At 69.9% G+C, this 20,740-nt stretch carries 23 protein-coding genes; 2 read left to right on the top strand and 21 right to left on the bottom strand.

Annotation, left to right across the window (positions count from 1 at the left end):
- Positions 1-76: 76 nt before the first annotated feature.
- The gene (locus GS424_RS07730; protein ID WP_160941690.1) at positions 77-2,236 is read right to left on the bottom strand and encodes a PTS sugar transporter subunit IIC/EAL domain-containing protein; all 2,160 of its coding nucleotides are present in this window, start codon (positions 2,234-2,236) and stop codon (positions 77-79) included.
- Positions 2,237-2,451: 215 nt separating this feature from the next.
- On the opposite strand from GS424_RS07730, the gene GS424_RS07725 reads away from it, so the two are divergent.
- Positions 2,452-2,802: a nitrous oxide-stimulated promoter family protein gene (locus GS424_RS07725; RefSeq protein WP_154333930.1), complete on the top strand. Its 351-nt coding sequence runs from the start codon at positions 2,452-2,454 to the stop codon at positions 2,800-2,802.
- A 23-nt stretch (positions 2,803-2,825) separates the two neighbouring features.
- Here GS424_RS07725 and GS424_RS07720 read toward each other — a convergent pair whose 3' ends face one another.
- Positions 2,826-3,515 carry a CpsD/CapB family tyrosine-protein kinase gene (locus GS424_RS07720; RefSeq protein ID WP_160941691.1) on the bottom strand — a complete coding sequence of 230 codons (690 nt, stop codon included), beginning with the start codon at positions 3,513-3,515 and terminating at the stop codon, positions 2,826-2,828.
- A gap of 173 nt (positions 3,516-3,688) precedes the next feature.
- On the opposite strand from GS424_RS07720, the gene GS424_RS07715 reads away from it, so the two are divergent.
- Positions 3,689-3,877 carry a helix-turn-helix domain-containing protein gene (locus tag GS424_RS07715; RefSeq protein ID WP_412842367.1) on the top strand — a complete coding sequence of 63 codons (189 nt, stop codon included), beginning with the start codon at positions 3,689-3,691 and terminating at the stop codon, positions 3,875-3,877.
- A gap of 247 nt (positions 3,878-4,124) precedes the next feature.
- Here GS424_RS07715 and GS424_RS07710 read toward each other — a convergent pair whose 3' ends face one another.
- The 19 genes from GS424_RS07710 to GS424_RS07620 all read right to left on the bottom strand — a co-directional run bounded on the left by GS424_RS07710 (position 4,125) and on the right by GS424_RS07620 (position 20,699).
- Positions 4,125-4,307, bottom strand: a complete 183-nt coding sequence (locus GS424_RS07710; protein ID WP_160941692.1) for a hypothetical protein — start codon at positions 4,305-4,307, stop codon at positions 4,125-4,127.
- 54 nt (positions 4,308-4,361) lie between these two features.
- On the bottom strand, positions 4,362-6,554 hold the full coding sequence (locus GS424_RS07705) for an FtsX-like permease family protein (RefSeq protein WP_160941693.1): 2,193 nt from the start codon (positions 6,552-6,554) through the stop codon (positions 4,362-4,364).
- Positions 6,544-7,383: an ABC transporter ATP-binding protein gene (locus GS424_RS07700; protein WP_154333934.1), complete on the bottom strand. Its 840-nt coding sequence runs from the start codon at positions 7,381-7,383 to the stop codon at positions 6,544-6,546. The genes GS424_RS07705 and GS424_RS07700 overlap by 11 nt, the downstream gene beginning before the upstream one ends.
- A gap of 104 nt (positions 7,384-7,487) precedes the next feature.
- Complete coding sequence (locus GS424_RS07695) at positions 7,488-8,516, bottom strand: sensor histidine kinase (RefSeq protein WP_160941694.1); 1,029 nt, start codon at positions 8,514-8,516, stop codon at positions 7,488-7,490.
- Between the two features lie 37 nt (positions 8,517-8,553).
- Positions 8,554-9,222 (bottom strand): response regulator transcription factor, encoded by a 669-nt coding sequence (locus tag GS424_RS07690; protein ID WP_160941695.1) that lies wholly within the window; start codon positions 9,220-9,222, stop codon positions 8,554-8,556.
- Positions 9,223-9,342: 120 nt separating this feature from the next.
- Complete coding sequence (locus tag GS424_RS07685) at positions 9,343-9,819, bottom strand: hypothetical protein (protein ID WP_160941696.1); 477 nt, start codon at positions 9,817-9,819, stop codon at positions 9,343-9,345.
- A 147-nt stretch (positions 9,820-9,966) separates the two neighbouring features.
- Positions 9,967-10,461, bottom strand: coding sequence for a hypothetical protein (locus tag GS424_RS07680; RefSeq protein ID WP_160941697.1), 495 nt, complete (start codon positions 10,459-10,461; stop codon positions 9,967-9,969).
- A 308-nt stretch (positions 10,462-10,769) separates the two neighbouring features.
- Positions 10,770-11,741, bottom strand: coding sequence for a tyrosine recombinase XerC (locus GS424_RS07675; RefSeq protein ID WP_160941698.1), 972 nt, complete (start codon positions 11,739-11,741; stop codon positions 10,770-10,772).
- Entirely contained in the window at positions 11,738-13,135 is a 1,398-nt protein-coding gene (trmFO, locus tag GS424_RS07670) for a methylenetetrahydrofolate--tRNA-(uracil(54)-C(5))-methyltransferase (FADH(2)-oxidizing) TrmFO (RefSeq protein ID WP_193666556.1), read from the bottom strand. Before trmFO ends, GS424_RS07675 begins: the two co-directional genes overlap by 4 nt.
- Positions 13,136-13,213: 78 nt before the next feature.
- A complete protein-coding gene (locus GS424_RS07665; protein WP_154333940.1) occupies positions 13,214-13,489 on the bottom strand; it encodes a ribbon-helix-helix domain-containing protein in 276 nt (91 codons plus the stop codon).
- Between the two features lie 2 nt (positions 13,490-13,491).
- Entirely contained in the window at positions 13,492-13,755 is a 264-nt protein-coding gene (locus GS424_RS07660; RefSeq protein ID WP_160941700.1) for a hypothetical protein, read from the bottom strand.
- A 65-nt stretch (positions 13,756-13,820) separates the two neighbouring features.
- A complete protein-coding gene (gene dprA, locus GS424_RS07655) occupies positions 13,821-14,735 on the bottom strand; it encodes a DNA-processing protein DprA (protein WP_160941701.1) in 915 nt (304 codons plus the stop codon).
- Positions 14,732-16,231 (bottom strand): YifB family Mg chelatase-like AAA ATPase, encoded by a 1,500-nt coding sequence (locus tag GS424_RS07650; protein WP_160941702.1) that lies wholly within the window; start codon positions 16,229-16,231, stop codon positions 14,732-14,734. The genes dprA and GS424_RS07650 overlap by 4 nt, the downstream gene beginning before the upstream one ends.
- Entirely contained in the window at positions 16,231-16,776 is a 546-nt protein-coding gene (locus tag GS424_RS07645) for a YraN family protein (protein WP_244977709.1), read from the bottom strand. The genes GS424_RS07650 and GS424_RS07645 overlap by 1 nt, the downstream gene beginning before the upstream one ends.
- 306 nt (positions 16,777-17,082) lie before the next feature.
- Entirely contained in the window at positions 17,083-17,871 is a 789-nt protein-coding gene (locus GS424_RS07640; protein WP_160941703.1) for a ribonuclease HII, read from the bottom strand.
- 139 nt (positions 17,872-18,010) lie between these two features.
- Positions 18,011-18,358, bottom strand: a complete 348-nt coding sequence (gene rplS, locus GS424_RS07635) for a 50S ribosomal protein L19 (RefSeq protein ID WP_154333945.1) — start codon at positions 18,356-18,358, stop codon at positions 18,011-18,013.
- Positions 18,359-18,521: 163 nt separating this feature from the next.
- Positions 18,522-18,854: an AzlD domain-containing protein gene (locus tag GS424_RS07630; protein ID WP_160941704.1), complete on the bottom strand. Its 333-nt coding sequence runs from the start codon at positions 18,852-18,854 to the stop codon at positions 18,522-18,524.
- Positions 18,854-19,540: an AzlC family ABC transporter permease gene (locus tag GS424_RS07625; RefSeq protein WP_160941705.1), complete on the bottom strand. Its 687-nt coding sequence runs from the start codon at positions 19,538-19,540 to the stop codon at positions 18,854-18,856. Before GS424_RS07625 ends, GS424_RS07630 begins: the two co-directional genes overlap by 1 nt.
- 115 nt (positions 19,541-19,655) lie before the next feature.
- Complete coding sequence (locus tag GS424_RS07620) at positions 19,656-20,699, bottom strand: deoxyguanosinetriphosphate triphosphohydrolase (protein WP_154333951.1); 1,044 nt, start codon at positions 20,697-20,699, stop codon at positions 19,656-19,658.
- Positions 20,700-20,740: the final 41 nt, after the last annotated feature.

The following is a 20,740-nucleotide window of genomic DNA, read 5'->3' as shown; positions in this document are numbered from 1 at the left end:
GCGCAGTCCGACCACGGAAACGGCAAAAACATCCGTTCGTCTGAATCGTTCAAATTCTGAGCACAAACTGTTCGATTCAGCGCGCGGAACGGGCCAGCCCGCGGTCCGCGCGCTCCCCCTCCGGCGCGAGCCGCACGCGTTCGACCATCTCGTCGAACGGCAGCGCGGGCGCGTACAGGTAGCCCTGGAAGAACGAGCATCCCAGCCGCTCCAGCAGGTCGCGCTGCTCGGCGGTTTCCACGTACTCGGCCAGCACGGTGAAGCCCAGCTGGCTCGACAGGCGCGTGATGGACGCCACGATGTCGGCGTAGCGCTCGTTCTCCAGCACGCCCTTCGCGATGGTGCCGTCCAGCTTCACCACGCTGAACACGCTCGTCTCGAGGTACTGGAACGACGTGCGCCCCATGGAGAAGTCGTCGATGGCCAGCGGGATGCCCGCGTCGACGAGCTGCTCGAGCAGCGCCGAGGCGCCGTCGTCCCAGCGCAGGGCCTCGCGCTCGGTGGCCTCCACCACCACGCGCCCGCCGTCGAGGCCGTGCGCGCGCACGCCGTCGATGATGAACCGCACGCCGCCGTCGCTTTGCAGCAGGCGCGCCGTGGCGTTGATGCTGACGCTGAACCGTTCGTGCACGGCGCCCGCATGGGCGAGCTGCTCGATGCGCGCCGCGTCGTCGAGCCCGCGCGCGAACACGGCCCGCTCGAGGTCGTCGAGCACGCCCATCTCCTGCGCCAGCTCGATGACGAGCGGCGGGTACACCATGCCGTACGCGGGATGCTCGAAGCGCAGGAGCGCCTCGGCGCCCACGGCGCGGCCCGCCGTGTCGAACTGGGGCTGGTAGCGCAGCGCGAACGCCCGCCGCTCGACGGCCGTGCGCACGTCCTCGGCGAGCGACGTCGCGAAGGCGCCCACGGCACCCGGCAGCTCCGTCAGCTCGATGCCGACCCCCGCGCGCTCCGCGTCCATGAGCGCGTCCAGCAGCGCGCGGTACTCCTCGCGCTCGCGCTCGTCGGCCACGCGCTCGTAGCGCCGCAGGAACGGCAGGTAGATCGCCGCGCCCAGCACGATGCACGCCAGCTGCAGCACGCCGCCCGCCATCGATCCCGTGGCCAGGTAGCCGCCCACCACGGGCGGCGTGGTCCACGACACGTCCACGATCGTGGGCGGCACGATCCCCGCCGCCATGGCCGCGTAGGCGACCACCATGTTCACGAGCGGCACCGCGATGAACGGCACGAACAGCATGGGGTTCCACACCACGGGCAGGCCGAACAGCATGATCTCGCTCACGTTGAACGCCATGGGCAGCGCCGCGAACGCCGACAGCCGCCGCACGTTGCGCCGCCGGCTGAACAGCAGGATGGCCACGAGCAGCGACAGCAGCGCGCCGGCCCCGCCGATGGAGGCGAACACGTCGAGGAACGTCTTCGTGACGATCTGCACCGGCTCGCCGCCCGCCGCGAGCGCCGCCGCGTTGGCCGCAGTGCCGGGCACGAAGATGCTTTGGGCCACGCCGTCCAGCATGTTGCCGCCGTGGATGCCGAAGAACCACATGACGTTGTTCATGAGCAGGTACAGAAGCCCGCTGCCCAGCGTCGCCGACGCCAGGGGGAACAGCGCGCTCACGCCGGCGAAGAACAGCTCCTCCACGCTGTCGACGTCGAACAGCATGGACACGGCGACGTTGGCGAAGGCGAACAGCGCCACGATGACGCCGATGGGCACGAGCGCGGTGAGGGCCTGGTTGAACACGCCGTCGATGCTGTCGCCGTAGCGGCGCTTGCGGCGCATGCGCACGAGGCGGCAGTAGATCACCGACGAGACGAGGCCGCACACGATGGCGATGAACAGCGAGCGGGTGCTGAGCACCACCTTGTCGAACCCGTCGGAGCCGAAGCCCACGAACATGAGGTACGACGCGAGCGCGGCGAACGGCGCGCCCTGCGTGAAGAAGTCGCCGTAGCGGCCGGCGTAGGCGTGCGCGTAGCGCAGCGCGATGGCCACCGACACGTACAGCGAGAAGATGCCGAGCGTGGCCGCGTACGACACGTCGAAGAGGTTGCGGAACAGGGGCGTGGCGGCGAGGAAGTCCTGGTAGCCCGGCACTGGCAGGTTGAGGAAGATGAGGCTGAACGACCCGATGAGCACGACGGGGATCGTGAGGATGAGGCCTTGGCGGATCGCCTTGAACGCCATGACGTCCTCGACGCGCGCGAACCACGCGAGCACTGCGTTCACCTCGACCCCCTTCGATCCTGCGCGTTTGCAGGCGCCGCCCTTCCGAATGCGCTTTCGTAATTCTACGGTGCAAGGCACGCGAGGACAAGCAACGATTTCCCAAAAAACGGCGCGCCGCGCGCGTTCGCGGCCGCGGCGGCCGATTCGCGGGAAAATCACGCGTGCACGCGCCCGCGGGTTCTGGTATCCTCGCGCTGAGACCACGGAGGAAGCATATGACCCAGCAGGACAGCCCGAAGACCGCCCAGCGCCGCGTTCGCGAGAAGCGCACCATCTCGCAGATGGTGGCGCTGTACTGCGCCGACAACCACGATGCGGCCGCCCGCACGGAAACCGCCCACTGCGGCGAGGCCGTGTGCCCCGACTGCGCGCGCATCGACGCCTACGCCGTGCTGCGCACCGAGCGCTGCCGCAAGATGGACGTGAAGACCTCGTGCGACGAGTGCGAGAATCACTGCTACAAGCCCGAGGAGCGCGAGCGCATCCGCGCCGTCATGCGCTACGCCGGCCCCCGCATGCTCAAGAAGCACCCCGTGGCCGCCATCCGCCACCTGCTGGGAAAATAACCGCCGCGCACCCTCGCCGACCTCTACCCCTCGCGGTCCTCGTAGGCGGCGTAGTAGGACGACACGGCGGCGTCGCAGCAGTTCATGACCGTTCCCACCACGTTCGCGCCCGCCTTGCGCAGCTGGTCGGAGGCGCTCTCGACGCTCGCGCGCTCGGTGAACCCCTCGCGCACCACGAGCAGCGTCGCGTCGGCCGCCTGGGCGATGACGGCCGCATCCACGAACGTGCCCACCGGCGGCGTGTCGATCACCACGTGGTCGTAGCGCGCGGCCAGGCAGCCGAGCAGCCGCCTGAAGCGCTCGGAGTCGAGGATGTCGACGGGGCTGGCCACGCCCGCCTCGGCGTCGAGGAAGTGCAGGCGGGGCTGGCGGGTGCCCACGATGGCCTGCCGCGGCTCCGCCTCGCCCATCACGACGGCGCAGAGCCCGACGGGCGCATGCGCCTCGAGCCTGCCCGCCAGCGAACGGCGGCGCAGGTCGCACTCCACGAGCAGCGTCCGCTTCCCCGAGGCGGCCATCACCTGCGCCAGCCCCACGGCCACCGTCGTCTTGCCCTCGTTCGGCACCGAGCTCGTCACCACGATCGTGCGCAGCGGCCTATCGACGCTCATGAACCCCAGGTTCGCGTACAGCGTGCTCATCGCGTTGCGCTGCTCCGGGCGCGTCGCGCCTTCCCGCGGGGACTTCAGCTTTTTCTTGAACATCTTCATCATCGATTCTCCGGGTCGCGCGGTCGGAAGCGCGGGCCGCGCGCCGGGCGGCGCGCCGCCTCTTACGTCCCGACAAACTTCACTCCACATCCTCCATACGGCTTCATATATGAAGCCGTATGGAGGATTATACCGAATAATCTGAACGAATGGATGCTGACAAGAAAAGAGCGCTCTTGGGAAGCGCGATACGCGAGCGACGGGAAGGCCAGAGCCTGTCGCAGCAGAAGCTCGCCCTCATGATCGGCAGCAGCAAATCGCACATCTGGCGCATCGAATCCGGGCGCGTGAGCGTGGGCCTCGACGACCTCGGCCGCATCGCCGACGCGCTCGACGTGCAGGTCCGCGACCTGTTCTCGTTCTAGCCGAGCGCCGTTCCGCGGCATGGCGTACGCGAAACGGCCCCGCCGGCCGAAGCCGACGGGGCCGTTCGTGCAAGGAGGGTCCCGCGACGCGCGAGAAAGCTCCCGCTCCTCACGGTCCGGCGGGCGCGCGGCGGGACCGGCGCTTCTCCCGCCGCGCCCATCGCACGCCGCGCTATGCGCGGATCGGCGCGGAGCGCGCCCGCCGAACCGCAAGCGAGACCCCGCGCCCAGGGGCGCTCCGCCTCCCTCAGCCTCCTTGCGTCAGCAGGAAGCCCCCGAAGCTCAGCGCGTACACGCCGAGGGCCGCGTACGTCCCGGGGCCCACCCTCCGCAGCCCGCGCACGCCGTGCTCGAGGACGGCGTGCGCCCCGGAGAGCAGCGCGACGCCCAACGCCGCAACCGACACCGCCAGCAACGCGTTCGACACCATGGCTCCTCCCCTCTCGCGCCCGCGGCCCTCGCTCGGGCCGCGGGCCTCCCTCCCCTAGCCCAGCAGCTTCTTGCCGAGCGAGGCGCGGATGATGCCTCGGCTGGCGTAGTACGTGACCAGGAGGTACGCGCCGTACACGACGCCCACCAGCACGCCGGTCATCAGCGCGGGCTCGAGCACCGACACGCCCAGCTGCACGAGCACCGCGTCGCTGATGATGCCGACGGCGCACACGGTGTGGCACAAGGCCAGCGCGAGCGGCACGAGGAAGTACACGAGCACCTGCGTCCGCAGCGACCGGAAGATCATGCGGCGGTCGCAGCCGATCTCGGCGAGCACCTGGTAGCGCCCGAGCGAGTCGCTCGTCTCGGACAGCTGCTGGATGGCCAGGATGGCCGCCGTGGCGATGAGGAACACGAAGCCGATGTACAGCGCCAGGTACGAGATCATCAGGTTCATGCCGCTCGACTGGACGATCACCTCCTCGGCCGTGAACGACAGCGTCACGGGCCAGGGCTTCGGCGAGAACGCCCATCCGGACGCGGCGACCTCGGGGTTGGCGGGCGACGCCTCGCCGAGCATCTGCTGAAGCAGCTTGTCGCCCTCGGTGCGGCTCGTCTTGTACATGAGGTTGAGCAGGCTCTGGTCGGGCACGGCGCCCTGGGCGCGCAGGTCGGCGATCACCGAATCGGGCACGATGAACTCGGCCCCGCTCGCGGAGAACGCGGCGTCCTCGAGCGGCTGGCTGCGCAGCTCGCCCGTGGCCGTCAGGGTACGCCCGCCCGCCTCGAGCGTCTCGCCCTCGCGCGAGACGGCCTCCGACAGCGCCTTCATGGCGTCGAGCGTGTTGTTCACGGCGAAGCCGTCCTCGCCCAGGTCCACCGTGGGCCGCCCCGTCAGCTCGGCCAGCGCGTTGAACTGCGACTCGGCGATCAGCGTGACGCCCTGGCCGTGCAGCGCCTCGTTCTGCTTCTCGTTGCCCGTGTCGTGCCCGTAGCGGTCCATGAGCTCGCCGTACGACGCGTCGGCGCTCACGAAGGCGTCGATCTGGACGGAACGCTCGACCAGCTGGTCCCACGTCGGCGAGGAGTCCGCCAGCTTGGCGGCGATGTCCCAGCCGTAGGCCTCGGCGTCGGCGGTCACGGCGGCCGCCTTCTCGTCGGCGACCTGCTGGTACTCGCGATCCTCCTCGCTCATGCTCGCGAGCGCCTCCTCGTCGTGGACGCCGCCCGCGTTGAGGTACACGTTCGCCGTGAGCGTGGCGTCGTAGAGCGTGCCGTCCTCGACGTTGCCGCTGAAGGCGCGCGCCAGGCCCATACCGGTGGAGAACACGGTGAGCGAGAAGAACAGCATGATGCACACCACCGACAGCGACACGAACGCGGTGTTCACCTTGCTGGCGATCTGGCGCATCGTGAACATGGCCAGGCCCTTGAAGTAGACGCCGCGCGTGCGCTCGATCACCGCGAGCGCGAATCCCGCGAGCGACCAGAAGAACAGGAACGTGCCTGCCACCATGAGCGCCGTGGCCCTCCAGAACCCCTCGTCGAACTGCAGGAGGCCGTTGTCGATAAGCGTGAGGTACGCCCACGCGACCACGCCCACGGCCGCGACGAACGCGACGAGGCTGATCCACGGGTTGCGCACGCGGAAGCGCGCGTTCCTCGAGCGGGCCGACAGCAGGTCGATGAGCTTGTAGCGCCGGATGGACAGCGTGTTGAACAGCCCCGTCACGGCGAAGATGAGCACGAAGCAGCCGAGCGTCAGCAGGAAGGCGTCCGTGGAGAAGACGAAGCGGTACTGCGTCATCTGGATGTTGAACAGCCCCGCCGTCACGAATGACAGCCCCTGCGACAGCGCGAAGCCCAGCAGCAGCCCCACGACGAGCGACACGAGGCCCACCGCCACCGTCTCCATGAGCACGATGGCCGACACGCTGCGGGGGTTCATGCCCAGCATGAGGTACGTGCCGAACTCCTGCTTGCGCCGCCTGATGAGGAACCCGTTCGCGTACAGCACGAGGAATCCCAGCACGCAGGCGATGACCACGCTGAACATCCCCAGCATCTGCCCGGTCATGTCGAACACGCTGGCCGTGGCGGTGTCCTCGAGGTCGAACAGGATGGACTGGCTCGTCACCGAGTTGAACGCGTAGAACACCGCGACGCCGAACACGAGCGTGACGAAGTACACGCCGTAGTCCTTGACGGAGCGGCGGATGTTGCGGAAGGCGAGTTTAGCCAGCATCGCGCACGTCACCGCCCAAGAACGTCACCACTTCCATGATGCGGTTGAAGAAGTCCGTGCGGCTCGTGGCGCCGCGGCGGATCTCGTTGAACACCATGCCGTCCTTGATGAACAGGATGCGGCTGGCGAACGAGGCCGCGAACGAGTCGTGCGTGACCATCATGATGGTGGCGTGCAGGTCGGCGTTCATCATGGACAGGGTCTCGAGCATCACCGTCGCGCTGCGCGAATCGAGCGCGCCGGTGGGCTCGTCGGCCAGCACGAGCTTCGGGTCGGCCACCATGGCGCGCGAGGCGGCGATGCGCTGCCGCTGCCCGCCTGACATCTGGTAGGGGTACTTGCCCAGCACCTCCTCCACGCCCAGCGTGCGCGCGATGGCCTGCACGCGCGGCTTGATGGTGGCGGTGGGCTCGCCCTTCACCGTCAGCGCGAGCGCGATGTTCTCGAAGCCGGTGAGGGTGTCCAGCAGGTTGGAGTCCTGGAAGATGAAGCCCAGGTCGTCGCGGCGGAACTTCGCGAGCGCGCGGGAGCGCAGGCCCGTGATGTCGCGGCCGTCGACGAGGATGTGGCCGCTCGTCACGGTGTCGATGGTGGCCACGCAGTTGAGCAGCGTCGTCTTGCCGGAGCCCGACGGCCCCATGATGCCCACGAACTCGCCGGGCGCCACGTCGAAGCTGATGTCGTTGATGGCGTGGGTGACGGAGTCGCGGTTGCCGTACACCTTCTCGATCTGGCGCACCGACAGGATGGGGCGGTTCCCCAGAGACGGGGCCGCGGCGCCCGAGCGCGCCGCCGGGTCGGTTTGCGGAGTCGCGTAGACTTCGGTCATGGTCGTGTCCTTCCTCGCTTGTTGGTCTGCGACCATGCTACGGCCCGGCGCGCCCGGGCGCCATCGAAGTGGGTGACGCGTACCTTACGAAAATGCAAGGCTCGTCATCGGTGCAGGTCGAGCCTGCGGCGGTCGTGCGGGAACGCCAGCAGCACGCGCGTGCCCGAACCCTCCTCCGAGGCCAGCGCCACGGCCAGCCCCATCTTCGCGCACAGCTCGGCCACGAGGTACAGCCCCATGCCCGTCGACGATCCGCCGCGCCGCCCGTTCTCGCCGGTGAAGGCGCGCTCGAACACGCGCGGCACGTCGCCGGCCGGCACGCCCCAGCCGTCGTCGGCCACCTCGAGCACCGTGCGCTCGTCGCTCGTGCCCGCGCCCTCCTCCCGCACGGAGAAGCGCAGCGTCGTCGCGCCGTACTTCGCCGCGTTCGCCACGAGCTGCCCGATGACGAACGCCAGCCACTTCGCGTCGGCGAACACGCGGGCGTCCTCCGGCACGTCCACCACCGGCGACACGCCGCGATCGATGAGATAGCGCGCGTGCTTCCTCACCGCCTCGCGCACGGCCTCGGCGAGGCCCGTCTCGCGGATGGCGTAGTCCTGCGCGAGCGAGGTGGAGCGCGCGTAGTACAGCGCCTGCTCCACGTAGCCTTCGATGCGGTCGAGCTCGCCCTTGAGCCGCGAGGCCTGCGGCCCGTGCAGGTCGGAGGCCATGAGGGTCGCGGCGGCGATGGGCGTCTTGATCTCGTGGATCCACAGCTCGATGTAGTCGCGGTAGGCCTCGGCCTGCTGCTTGTGCGCGGCCACGTCGTCGGCGGCGGCCTTCCCCGCCGCCTGCAGGGCCTCGTAGGCCAGCCGCCCTTCGAGGAAGTCGGGCGGCTCGATGAGCGACGTGACGTAGTAGGTGCGGTCGAGGTCGCCCACCACCTGCTCGAGGTCGCGGTAGAACGCGCGGCGCCGCACGAAGCCCACGGCGAGCGCGAGCGCGGCGCACGCCAGCACGATGCACGCCGCCAGCACCGACGCGTCGGCGCCGGCGCCCAGCACGGCCACCATGCAGCCCAGCGCGAGCGCGCATGCGACGGCGATGGCGATGGAGGCCGCGCGGTCCTTGAGGTAGGCGGACAGGGTCATCGAGCACGGCCCTCCCGCAGGCGTTGCGCCGCGCGCATCACACCACGTATCCCTGCCCGCGGCGCGTGATGAGGAAGTCGTCCGGCACGCCGATGCTGCCCAGGCTCTTGCGCAGGCGGTTGATGTTCACGGTCAGCGTGTTGTCGTCGATGAACGCGTCGGACTGCCACAGCTCGACCATGAGCTCCTGGCGCGAGATGATGGCGTCGTGGTTCGCCATGAGCATGTGGAGGATCTTGAGCTCGTTGCGCGTGAGGTCGACGGTGCGCCCGTCGTGCTCCACCCGCCCGCGCGCCACGTCGAGCACCACGCCGCGATGCGCGATGCGCGCCGGCGGCTCCGCGCTCTGCGAGCGGCGCAGCACCGATTGGATGCGCGCGAGCAGCACGGCGGGGTTGTAGGGCTTGGTGACGTAGTCGTCCGCGCCCAGGTTCATGCTCATGACCTCGTCGAACTCGCTGTCGGACGAGGTGAGCATGATGATGGGCACCTGGCTCGCGCGCCGCAGGTCGCGGCAGACGGTGTGGCCGCCCGTGCCGGGCAGCTTGAGGTCGAGGATCACGCAGTCGGGCGCCTCGGCCAGGACGTCGTCGGCCACCCGATCGAACGCGGTGCTGGTCAGCGGCGTATGGCCTTGCAGTTCCAGCAGGCGCATGAGCTCGTCGCGCAGCGATGCGTCGTCCTCCACGACGAAGATACGTGCCACGGGGCCCTCCTCACGGCCGTCCGTCCCCGGACGGCTCCCTCGACTTCGATACCGTCTTCATGGTACGGCAGCGGGACGTTTCCGGCAGCGAGGCGTAACCGTTTCGTTGCCGCCCCGAACCTAACCCTTATGATGTTTGGAGTACGTGCTCGGCATCGCCGGGCAGGCGGCCTTGCTGCTTTTGAAGTAGCGCAGCACGAAGCTGACGCCCGCCACCGCCAACGCGGCTCCGAGGCCCGTGTAGAAGAACGCGATGAACCACTCGGGGGCGATGCCCGACGCGCGCAGCGCGATGCCGCCGCCCATCATGACGGCCATCATGATGTAGCCCTTCTTGTCGAAGAACTTGAACACGTGGGTCTTGTCCTCCTCGTACCCCCTGATGCGGCTCGCGTGCTTGCCCACCATCTTCGTGAACACGAAGATGTGGAACAGCACGAAAATGACGAGGGTCCCGATGATCAGAACCCACAACAGCCACCCGGTCTCGTCCAGGAAGGCCGTCAGACCGATGTTCACGATGTTCGCCCCGGCGACGAACCACACGATGCCGGCGACGAGCAGAAGCTTGTCGGTCGAAACCTTCAGCAGCTGCATGCCATGCTCCTTCGATGCGCCCGGTACTCAGATGCCCGCGTCGCGGCGGCCGCGCGCGGGCATCTGATCATTATAGGCCGGAAGCCCGCTGTGACAAGGCGCGGGCCGGCGTTCTCCACAGGGAGGCGCCGGCCCGCGCCGGGTTCGCTACAGGACGTCCTGGGGAACGCGCGCGTCGTCGGCGTTCGTGCCCGCGCCCGCCACGTCGAGGATCTCGATGGTCGTGGGCGTGAAGCCGGAGCCCGTGCCCGTGCCGCGCATGACGATGACGTCGTCGGCGGAGAGGGTGCGTCCCTCGATCGCCGCGCCCGACTCGTCGACGATGGACACGCTGTCCGCGTCGAACGTGATCTCGTCCTGGCCCGCGTTGAACGCCTGGGAGCCGCTGGCGTCGTTGGCGTTGGCGAGGGTGCCCACCACGACGGTCACCTCGTTGCCGTTCAATGCCATGACCTGGCCGTACTGGACGTTCTCGCCGATGGAGCCCTCGGCTTCGTTGCGCGATTGCTCGTCGGCGTTCAGCTCTTGCTGAGCCTGCGGGTTGTCCTCGGCCGCGTTGGTGGTGCAGCCGCTCAAGAACGGGATGAAAGCGAGCACGACGGCCATCGCGCCGGCGAACGCCCGCATCTTCTTCTTGCTCATGAAGCCTCCTTATGGGTCGGTGCGCGACGCGCACGTCGTGAGCGTTTACTTCGAACGCCCCCGATTGTGGAGGATCGAGCGGACGGGAATCGCGGCGCGCGCCAACCGTCAGGCAGCGGTCACGCATCCGCAACCAGGTGGGAACCGGAGCGCATGCCCGCGAAGGGCCTGCGCTCTCCCATGGTGCGGGGTGCCGTCGAGAGCAGGAGCGTCCTTTGCCGCGCCCGTCGCGAATCGGCGCGGCACGCGCGCAATCGCCCGCAAGCCCTGCCCCGCGCCATGGGAGGGCGCAAGCCCTTCGCGCCCCGCTACCCGCGGGGGTGGGTGCGGGCGTGCACCTGCTTGAGGCGGCCCGGGGAGAGATGGGTGTAGATCTGCGTGGTGGACAGGCTGGCGTGCCCGAGCATCTCCTGGACGCTGCGCAGGTCGGCGCCGCCGTCCAGCAGGTCGGTGGCGAAGGTGTGGCGCATATCGTGCGGCGAGAGCGTCTCGTCGAGGCCCGCCTGGCGCAGCGCCTCCTTGAACATCTTGCGGATGGCGTCGGTGCCCATGCGGTTGCCGCGCGTGGACACGAAGAAGTAGTCGCACGTGCGGTCGCGCAGGATGAGCGGTCGGGCCCACGTGGCGTAGGCGCGCATGGACGACACGGCCATGTCGTGCAGCGGCACGATGCGCTCCTTCGACCCCTTGCCGAACACCTTCACCTGCCCGCTGCCGAAATCCACGTTGGCGGCCAGCAGGCCCGACGCCTCGGACACGCGGGCGCCGCACGCGTACAGGAACTCGAGCAGGGCCTGGTTGCGCGCATCGACCGACGACTGCTCGCGCTCGCGCCCGGCGATGTCGCGCTTGCCGTACACCGTCAGCAGCTTCACCATGTCCGACGCGCGGATGACGTGCGGCAGGCTCTTCGGCTGCTTGGGCCCTTGCAGGATGCCCGCGGGGTCCTCGTCGGTGATGCCGGTGACGTTGAGCCAGCGGAAGAAGCTGCGCAGCGCCGACAGGCGGCGGTTCACCGTGGTGCGCGAGTACTGCGCGCGGTCGAGCTCGCCCAGGTAGCGGCGCAGTTGGCGGTGCGTGGCCGCGAGGAGGTCGATGCGCTCGCGGAAGGCCCAGCGCGCGAAGTCCATGAGGTCGATGCGGTAGGCGCGCAGCGTGTGCACCGAGGCGTTGCGTTCCACGCGCATGGCGTGGCAGAACGCGTCGATCAGCTCGACCATGCGCGGATCGCAGTCGAGGGGGTCGACGCGCAAGGACGACGAGCCGTCGCCTACGGTCATGAGGCCGCCTCCGGCTGGCCGTCCGCGTCGGGCGCGAGGCCGCGCGCGGCCAGCGCCTCGCGATACGCCGCGAGCGCTTCGGCACCGCGCGCGGCGTAGGCGGCGTAGCGGTCGCGCTTGTTGCGGATGCGCTGCTCGAACGGGGGCAGGATGCCGAAGTTCACGTGCATGGGCTGGTAGTCGGCCGTGGCCGGATCGGTGGCGTAGGCCATGAGCGCGCCGAACGCCGTCTCGCGCGGCAGCGCGGGCGCCTGCGCGCCGGCGAGCTCCGCGGCCACGGCGATGGCGACGTGGAGCCCCGAGCGGATGGCCTCGCAGTACCCCTCGGTGCCGGCGATCTGGCCCGCGAGGTGCACCGGCACGCCGAGCCGCTCGGCTTCGGGCGTGCGCAGGCGCAGGTTCGCGTCCAGCAGGCGCGGCGCGTCGACGAACGTGTTGCGGTGCATGACGCCCAAGCGCGCGAACTCGGCGTGCTCGAGCCCCGGGATGAGGCGGAACACGCGGCGCTGCTCGGGGAACGTGAGGTTCGTCTGGAACCCGACGAGGTTGTAGCTGGAGCCGTGGGCGTCCTCGGCGCGCAGCTGCAGCGCGGCCCAGGGCCGGCGGCCCGTGCGCGGGTCGGTGAGCCCCACCGGCTTGAGCGTGCCGAAGCGCGGCGCGTCGTGGCCCTTGCGGGCGATCTCCTCGATGGGCTGGCAGGCCTGGAACAGGTCGCGGGTCTCGAAGTCGCGGCGGATGACGCGCTCGGCGCTCACCAGCTCGTCGATGAAGGCGTCGTACTCCTCGCGCGAGAACGGCGCGTTGAGGTAGTCGCCGACGTCGGCGCCGGCCTCCTCGTAGCGGCTCTGGCGGAACAGCTTGCCGTAGTCGAGCGAGTCGGCCATGACGATGGGCGCCGCGGCGTCGTAGAACGCGAGGGACTCCTCGCCCGCGAAACGGGCGAGCGACGCGGCCAGCGCATCGGACGTGAGCGGGCCCGAGGCCACCACGAGCGCGTCGGCGCCTTCGGCGGCCTGCGCGAGGTCGACGGCCTCCTCGTGCACGAGCTGGATGAGCGGATGGGCCTCCACGAGCGCGGTCACCGCGGCGGCGAACGCCGCGCGGTCGACGGCCAGCGCGCCGCCTGCGGGCACGGCATGGGCCTTCGCCTGGGCGTACAGACGCGATCCCAGCTCGGCGAGCTCGCGTTTGAGCATGCCGGCGGCGCTGTCGGGCTTCTCGCTTTTGAGGGAGTTCGAGCACACGAGCTCGGCGCAGCATCCCGTGACGTGCACGGGCGTGGGCACCGCCGGGCGCATTTCGACCAGACGCACCCGCACGCCGCGGTCGGCGAGCTGCAACGCCGCCTCGCTCCCCGCGAGGCCGGCACCCAGTATGGTTACGGATTGAGACATGCCGTCAAGGATAGCAAACCCCGGCCCCATTGCGTCCGGAAACCCCCGAAAACTACGCGCGTTTCTTATTGGAGCCGATCAGTCGCGGTCGGCAAGCGCGAACTCGACAGCGTCGCGCAAAAACTCGGAGCGCGTGATCCCCTTTTCCTCAGCGCGCTTGTCCATCGCGACGATCCACGATTCGGGGATGCGGAACGTCACGGGCTTCACCTCTTCATCCGCAAGCGAAGGACGGCCCCTTCTCACCTCGCCGAGCGCAGAGGCGTCCCAGGTGCCGTTCTCATACTCCTCGGCCCACGCGTCCAGCTGCTCCTCGGTCACGCCGAACCTCTTGTTGAGCTCTTCGCGATCCATGCCTACCGTCCTCTCAATCTGACCTCTGCGAGCACCTTCTTCGACGGCGGCGTCATGGCGTGGTAGATGAGCCAGTCCCCGTCCGGCGAACGCGTAGCCACCATCTCGACGAACCGCCTACGGGCGTCGAAGCCCACCGCGACGCCGTCGTTCGACGCGAGCCGCGGAGCCCAGCGCTCGCAGCCCGCCCGCGCCTCGAGGACATCGGCTTCGGACAGGTCGGGATGCCGCTCCGCCACCCGCGGATGCACGAATACGCGGTTCACGTTCCCCAGCTTTCTCCCATTATTGTATGACAAAAATAAGCAAACCACAACCGCCTGAGCCTTCCTCACCGCGCCGCCGGGCCCCAGCGGCCGTCGGGGTGGCGGGCTATGGCGCCGGCGAGCTCGGCTTCCACGAGGCGCTCCATGAGCCACGAGCGCGCGTCGGCCCCGCCGCACGACGCGGCCGCGATCGCGTAGAGCCGCTCCATGCCCAGCGGCTCGGCGCGCAGGGCGTCCACCACCGGGTTCGAAGGCGCGCCCTCGGCCCCGCGCGCACGCCCGGCGCCGGGAGCGTCCTCCTGCTTCAGGCAGCCGAACAGCGAGAACAGCGCGTCCTCGAACGTCTCGTCGTCCACGACGGGCGTCGCCCCCTGGTACAGCAGGCGGTTCGCGCCGCGCGAGGAGGCGGCCGTGATGGCGCCGGGCACCACGAGCACGTCGCGGTTCGCCGCGAGCGCCTCGTCGGCCGTGGAGAAGGTGCCCGAGGGCAGCCCCGCCTCCACGATGAGCGTCGCGCGCGCGAGCCCCGCGATGAGGCGGTTGCGCAGGCGGAAGCGGTAGGGCTTGGGGTCCTCGCCCCACGCGTGCTCGGACGCCACCGCCCCGCCCCCGTCCACGATGCGCTGGAACAGCCCCGCGTGCTCGGCGGGGTACAGCCGGTCGCACCCGCCGCCCAAAAACGCCACCGTGCGCCCGCCGGCGTCGAGCGCGGCTGCATGCGCCGCCGCGTCGCAGCCCCGCGCGCCGCCCGACACCACCGCGACGCCCCGTCGCGCGGCCAAGGCCGCGAAGCGCTGCGCGCACCCCCGCCCGTACGGCGTCGCCTTGCGCGCGCCCACGATGGCGATGCCCTCCTCGAGCGCGGCGGGGTCGCCCACCACGTAGAGCAGCTCGGGCGGCTGCGCCACGCGCGCGAGCGCCGACGGGTACCCCGCGCCCCCGCGCTCGAGCACCGTCCGCTCGCCCGCAAGCGCGCTCACGACTCCCCCTCCCGCAGCCGGAACCCGATGGCCTCGCACAGGTGGCCGCGCTCCACGCGCGCGCATTCCTCCATGTCGGCGATCGTGCGCGCCAGCGCGAGCGTGCGCATGATGGCGCGCCCGCTCAGGCGGCTCGCGCGCGCGGCGCCCTCGAGGAACCCCTCGTCCTGCGCCGTGAGCGCGCACGCCCGCACGAGCGCCTCGGACGTGCGGGAACCCTCCTCCTCGCCCGAGCGCGCCCGCCGCCACGAGGCGTACTCCCGCGCGCGCAGCACGTCGTGGCGCAGCTCCTCCGAGCTCGTGCCGTGCCCGGTGGCCAGCACCTCGCCGGGCGGGATGCGGCGCACGGCGATGTGCACGTCGATGCGGTCCATGATGGGGCCGCCGATGCGGTTGCGGTACAGCTGCATCTGGCGATGCGTGCACGTGCAGGGCTCCTCCTCGTCGCCGTAGTAGCCGCATGGGCACGGGTTGGTGGCCGCCACCAGCATGAACCGCGCCGGGAAGTCGACGTTGCCGTCGGCCCGCGTGATGGTGACCCGCCCCGACTCGAGCGGCTGGCGGATGCCCTGCAGCACCGAGGGGCTGAACTCGGCGAGCTCGTCCAGGAACAGCACGCCGTTGTTCGCGAGCGAGATCTCGCCGGGGCGCAGCGGCGTGCCGCCCCCGACGAGGCCCGCCAGGCTCGCCGAATGATGGGGCTTGCGAAACGGCCTCACGCCGCCGAGGATGGGCTCCGCCTCCTCGCCGGCCACCGAGTGCACGACCGCCGTCTCGATGGCCTCGACCTCGGCGAGCGGCGGCAGGATGGACGGCAGCCTCGACGCGAGCATCGTCTTGCCCGAGCCGGGCGGCCCCGTCATGAGCACCCCGTGGCCGCCCGCCGCCGCGATCTGCAGCGCGCGCTTCGCCATGTCGTGCCCGGCGATGTCGCGGAAGTCCAACGCCGGGGCGACGCCGGGGGACGCGTCGGCGGAGGCCTCCGGGAACGGCCCCGACCGGAACCCCGCAAGCGACTTCGCCGCGCGGCGCACGAGGCCCTCGAGCTTGACGAACCCCCGCTCCACGGGGGCGCACACGAGGTCGACCCCCAGCCGGCGCGCGCACAGCGCGTAGGCGAGCAGGCCCGCCACCGGGCGCACGGCGCCCTCCAGCGACAGCTCGCCCACGAACAGCTGGCCGCGCACCGAGCGCGGGTCGAGCTGCCCCGAGGCGCACAGGATGCCCGCCGCGATGGGCAGGTCGTAGCCCGACCCCGTCTTGCGCAGCGCGCCCGGCGCGAGGTTCACCACCACCTTGCTGGCCGGCATGGTGAAGCCGCACGAGCGCAGCGCGGCTTTCACGCGCTCGCGCGACTCCTGCACCGACGCGTCGGCCATGCCCACGATGGAGAACCCCGGTATTCCGTTCGCCACGACCACCTCCACGTCCACGGGGACGGCGTCGACCCCGCGCAGCGTCGCCGCCTGCACGACGCACTGGCCCTGCACGTTCATTACGCGCCGAACGCGTTGATGTGATGGCGGATCATCGCGCGGTCGGACGCGATCGTCACGATGGACACGATGTCGAAGCGCACCGGCACGTCCACCACGTCGTAGTCCTGCAGAAACAGCGCGGCGATGCGCTCGTAGCGGTCGCGCTTGGCCTCGTCCACCGCCTCGGCCGGCAGGCCGCGCTCGCAGTTCGACCGGGTCTTCACCTCGACGAACACCACCGTCTCCTCGTCGCGCGCGATGATGTCGGCTTCGCCGGCCGCGCACGTCCAGTTGCGCTCGACGATCTCGTAGCCGCGCCGGTCGAGGAAGCGCGCGGCGGCGTCCTCGCCCCGACGGCCCAGCTCGGCGTTGTGCTCCCCCGCCGTCTTCTCGCGCGCTCGCCGCTTCGCGCCCTCCTTCGACCGCCGCTTCGCGCCGGAGCCCACCCCGCGGCGCTCGTCCGCCCCGGCCCGTTCGCTCCGCGCCGCCCCGCTGCCGCGCTTCGGCTCCTCGCCCGCGCAGGCCTCCTGCTCCATCGTCGCCGCCGCCGTTTCCCGATCCATGGCACCACGCCCCTTTCGTCTCTGGTTCCATGATAAGGACGCCGTATTACGCGGCGATGGCGCGTTTCCAGCGGAACGCGCCGCGGAATCCTTCCGAAAAGCCACGCGGCTCCCACGCGAAACGCACGCGGCGCGCCACCGTTTCCAACGCCGTTCGAACGCGCAGCCCGCGCCGTTCTCGCGCGCATCCGACGCCGCGCCGTACCCGCAGATGAAAAAGCCGCCCGGCGCCGCCCGAAGGCGCGCCGAGCGGCGTGGAGAGACGATGGGAGGGCGCGGTGGAAACGCGCCGTGCGCGCAAAAACGCTAGAACAGCGCAGGCTGCGTGAAGGCGGTGCAGAACGACGCGCGGTGGATGGGCGTCAGCCCGTAGCGCTTGATGGCCTCGATGTGGGCGGCGCTCGCGTACCCTTTGCAGGCGTCGAAGCCGTATTCGGGGTACTCCTCGGCGTAGCGGCACATGAGCGCGTCGCGCTCCACCTTCGCCACGATGGAGGCCGCGGCGATGGAGGCGCACTTCCCGTCGCCCTTCACCACGTTCACCTCGCGCTCGTCGAGGCGCATCGGGTTGCCGTCGAGCAGCACCACGTCGGGGCGCACGCCGGCCTCCTCGATGTGCCTGACCGCGCGCCGGAACGCCAGCACGAGCGACGCCGTCATGCCGCAGGCGTCGATGTCGGCCGGCTCCACGTACTCGACCGTCCAGGCCACGGCCACGGCCTTCACCTGCACGGCGATGCGCTCGCGCGCCTCGGGCTTCACCTGCTTGGAGTCGTTGAGCCCCTCGATGAACGGCTCGGCGGGCAGCACCACCGCACCCACCGCCAAGGGCCCGGCCAACGGGCCGCGCCCCACCTCGTCGAGGCCCACGATCACGCCGTCGCCGCGCCCTTCGGCCAGCGCGCGCTCGAACGCGTACAGGGAGGCCAGGCGCTGCTGCTCGGCCGCGTCGGCCGCCAGGCGCTGCCGCGCGCGCTCGACGGCGTCGCGCACGCCCTTGCGCGTGTCGGCCACGAGCGAGCGCTCGAGCACCGCGAACTCGCGCTCGTCGGCCTCGTGCAGGCGTTGCTTGATATCGGCGACGGTCGGTCCCATGAATCCCCTTCGACATGCTCGTCTTCGAGCGCCTATGATACCAGAAGGCCGCGCGCGCCCGGGCGCGCCGCGACAAAAAGAACCCCTCGCCATCCGAGGACAACGAGGGGTTCTTGCAGATCCGAATCGGATTGCAGGCCTAGCGGTAGGCCTTCTCCTTGATCTTCGCGGCCTTGCCCACCTTCTTGCGGAGGTAGTACAGCTTGGCGCGGCGCACGTCGCCCTGGCGCATGACCTCGATACGGTCGATCTTCGGGGAGTGCACGGGGAAGGTACGCTCCACGCCGATGGAGAAGCTGATCTTGCGAACGGTGAACGTCTCACGGTTCGAGGCGCCCTGACGACGGATGACGTCGCCCTGGAACACCTGGATACGCTCGCGGTTGCCCTCGGTGATGCGGTAGTGAACCTTCACGTTGTCACCGACGTTGAACTCGGGGACGTCCTGCTTGATCTGCTGCTGCTCAATGGCGCGAATGATATCCATGACCCGTTCCTTCTTATATGTTCAATGAAACCTAATTGCATGTCGTCTAGTAAAGACACGATTGGATAGTATACCGTCAACGGAATGGTACTGCAAGGAAAAACCTGGGTACTTCCGCAAAAACTTGGGCCCTTCACGCATACTACGGAATCCCGGGCCCGTTTTACACCAGCGTGAGCAGCGCGTACGCGGCCACGCCCGACACGGCGCACCACAGAAGCGACTTCGTCCTCCACGCGACGAGCGCCACCACGAGCGCCGCGGCCAGCGGCGCGGCGGCCGGCCACAGCCCCGCGTCGAACATCCCGGGCGTCAAGAGGTCGTTCGCCACGAGCGCGGCGAAGGCGGCCGGCGGGATGAAGCCGAGCGCCTGCTCGACGCCCTGCGGCAGCTGCTTGCCCTTCAGCACGAACAGCGGCACCACGCGGCAGATCAGCATGGTGACCGCGCAGCACCCCAGCACGACGAAGTAATCGCCCCAGCCCATCGTCGCCATCAGCTGCGCTCCTTCGCCCAGGTGAACAGCAGCGCCGCCATGACGCCCACGAGCGCGCCCACGAGGATGGCGGGGCCCGCGAGCCCGATGGTCTTGCACGTGTACACGCCGACGACGGCGAACGCCGCGGCGATCACGTTGGCGGGCGTCACCTTCTGCGTGACCAGCAGGCAGATGAAGATGGACGTCATGGCGAACGACGCGATGGCCAGCGGGATGCCGATGGCGTTGCCCACGAGCACGCCCACCACGTTCGACAGCGCCCACGAGCTCTGCGACAGCAGGTTCACGAGCGTCGCGCGACCCACCGACCAGCCGCCTTCTTCGAACTTCGCCGTGTTCACGCCGTAGCTCTCGTCGGTCACCGTGGCCGCGAACAGGAACGCGAGGCGCTTCCGCACGCGCTCGCAGCGCGGCGCGAACGACGCCGAGTACAGCATCTGGCGCGTGTTCACGAGCGACACGCTGGCGATGATGGACGCGAGCGGCGAGCCGGCCAGCCACATGTTCGGGATCATGAACTGCCCCGCGCCCGAGTAGAACACGGCGGACAGGAGGAACACCTGCAGCTCGTTCATGCCGATCGAGGCGCTCAGGATGCCGCAGGGTATGCCGATGGCGACGTAGCCCAGCATGATGGGCAGCGCCGCCGAAAACGATTGCCTGATGTGATCCCCGGTAAGCATAGTCAAACGATTATACAATCATTGTGCACGTGCGCAAGGACGGAAAAGCCGGCGCGGGCAGAACCGCGAGGGCCCGCCCGCGCCGCGCAAGGCGCCGCACCTAAAGGCGCCGTCCCTAATAATGCAGCGCGTTGGGGATGAAGAGGCGCTGGTAGAGGTTCTTCGCGTAGCGGTCGGTCATGCCGGCGATGAAGTCGGTGACGGCGCGCAGGTCGTCGCCCTCGGCGATGGCGCGGTACTCCTCGGGCACCTCGTCCGTGTGCGTCACGTAGTGGTCGAACAGGTCGTCCACGAGATGCGTCGCCTTCGCCACCTCGTCGACGACGGCGGGCGCGTTGTACACGCGCTCGAACAGGAACGCCCGCAGCTCCATCATGGCGTTCCACACCGCGTCGCTCATGCGGATGTCGTCGACCGCCGCCGACGTCTCCACCATGTCGAGCACGAGCGTCTCGATGCGCGACGAGTGGTCGGGGCCCAGCATGGCGTGCGTCGACGCCGGCAGGTCCGCCTCGCGCAGGATGCCCGCGCGGATGGCGTCGTCGATGTCGTGGTTCACGTACGCGATGCGGTCGGCCGTGCCCACGATGCGCCCCTCGAGCGTCTCGGCGCGCAGGTCGCCCGTGTGGTTGACGATGCCGTCGCGCACCTCGGGCGTGAGGTTGAGGCCCTTGCCGCCGTTCTCGATGCGCTCGACCACGCGCAGGCTCTGCTCGTTGTGGCGGTAGAGCGCCTCGGCCTCGGGAGACGCCGGATCGATGCCCTTGTGGCGCGCCAGGCAGCGCGCGAGCGCCTCCTCGCCGGTGTGGCCGAAGGGCGTGTGCCCCAGGTCGTGGCCGAGCGAGATGGCCTCGGCGAGGTCTTCGTTCAGCCCGAGCGCGCGGGCGATGGTGCGCGCGATCTGCGCCACCTCCAGCGTGTGCGTGAGGCGCGTGCGGAAGTGGTCGCCTTCGGCGGCGAGGAACACCTGCGTCTTGTGCGACAGGCGGCGGAACGACTTCGTGTGGAGGATCTTGTCGCGGTCGCGCTGGAAGTCGGTGCGCAGGATGTCGGGCTCGGTGGAGCGGTCGCGGCCGTCGCTCTCGTCGGCGAACGCCGCGTCGTGCGCCAGCTCCACGTGCTCGCGCTGCTCTTGGTCCTCGCGATGGATGATGCGCATAAGGCCCTCCTTGTCCGTCGCCCGCTGTCGGCGACCCGCAG

The organism is Eggerthella guodeyinii (genome assembly GCF_009834925.2).
Taxonomy (GTDB): Bacteria; Actinomycetota; Coriobacteriia; order Coriobacteriales; family Eggerthellaceae; genus Eggerthella; species Eggerthella guodeyinii.
This window is presented reverse-complemented; position numbering and strand designations above follow the sequence as displayed.

What these genes read in the sequence shown, in the direction of transcription:
- GS424_RS07645 (WP_244977709.1), bottom strand. Translation starts at nt 16,776, where the DNA reads ATGGATCGGGAAACGGCGGCGGCGACGATGGAGCAGGAGGCCTGCGCG.
- GS424_RS07725 (WP_154333930.1), top strand. Translation starts at nt 2,452, where the DNA reads ATGACCCAGCAGGACAGCCCGAAGACCGCCCAGCGCCGCGTTCGCGAG.
- GS424_RS07625 (WP_160941705.1), bottom strand. Translation starts at nt 19,540, where the DNA reads ATGCTTACCGGGGATCACATCAGGCAATCGTTTTCGGCGGCGCTGCCC.
- GS424_RS07705 (WP_160941693.1), bottom strand. Translation starts at nt 6,554, where the DNA reads ATGCTGGCTAAACTCGCCTTCCGCAACATCCGCCGCTCCGTCAAGGAC.
- rplS (WP_154333945.1), bottom strand. Translation starts at nt 18,358, where the DNA reads ATGGATATCATTCGCGCCATTGAGCAGCAGCAGATCAAGCAGGACGTC.
- GS424_RS07710 (WP_160941692.1), bottom strand. Translation starts at nt 4,307, where the DNA reads ATGGTGTCGAACGCGTTGCTGGCGGTGTCGGTTGCGGCGTTGGGCGTC.
- GS424_RS07640 (WP_160941703.1), bottom strand. Translation starts at nt 17,871, where the DNA reads ATGGGACCGACCGTCGCCGATATCAAGCAACGCCTGCACGAGGCCGAC.
- GS424_RS07720 (WP_160941691.1), bottom strand. Translation starts at nt 3,515, where the DNA reads ATGATGAAGATGTTCAAGAAAAAGCTGAAGTCCCCGCGGGAAGGCGCG.
- GS424_RS07695 (WP_160941694.1), bottom strand. Translation starts at nt 8,516, where the DNA reads ATGACCCTGTCCGCCTACCTCAAGGACCGCGCGGCCTCCATCGCCATC.
- GS424_RS07665 (WP_154333940.1), bottom strand. Translation starts at nt 13,489, where the DNA reads ATGGATCGCGAAGAGCTCAACAAGAGGTTCGGCGTGACCGAGGAGCAG.
- GS424_RS07675 (WP_160941698.1), bottom strand. Translation starts at nt 11,741, where the DNA reads ATGACCGTAGGCGACGGCTCGTCGTCCTTGCGCGTCGACCCCCTCGAC.
- GS424_RS07680 (WP_160941697.1), bottom strand. Translation starts at nt 10,461, where the DNA reads ATGAGCAAGAAGAAGATGCGGGCGTTCGCCGGCGCGATGGCCGTCGTG.
- GS424_RS07685 (WP_160941696.1), bottom strand. Translation starts at nt 9,819, where the DNA reads ATGCAGCTGCTGAAGGTTTCGACCGACAAGCTTCTGCTCGTCGCCGGC.
- GS424_RS07650 (WP_160941702.1), bottom strand. Translation starts at nt 16,231, where the DNA reads ATGAACGTGCAGGGCCAGTGCGTCGTGCAGGCGGCGACGCTGCGCGGG.
- GS424_RS07700 (WP_154333934.1), bottom strand. Translation starts at nt 7,383, where the DNA reads ATGACCGAAGTCTACGCGACTCCGCAAACCGACCCGGCGGCGCGCTCG.
- trmFO (WP_193666556.1), bottom strand. Translation starts at nt 13,135, where the DNA reads ATGTCTCAATCCGTAACCATACTGGGTGCCGGCCTCGCGGGGAGCGAG.
- GS424_RS07620 (WP_154333951.1), bottom strand. Translation starts at nt 20,699, where the DNA reads ATGCGCATCATCCATCGCGAGGACCAAGAGCAGCGCGAGCACGTGGAG.
- GS424_RS07630 (WP_160941704.1), bottom strand. Translation starts at nt 18,854, where the DNA reads ATGGCGACGATGGGCTGGGGCGATTACTTCGTCGTGCTGGGGTGCTGC.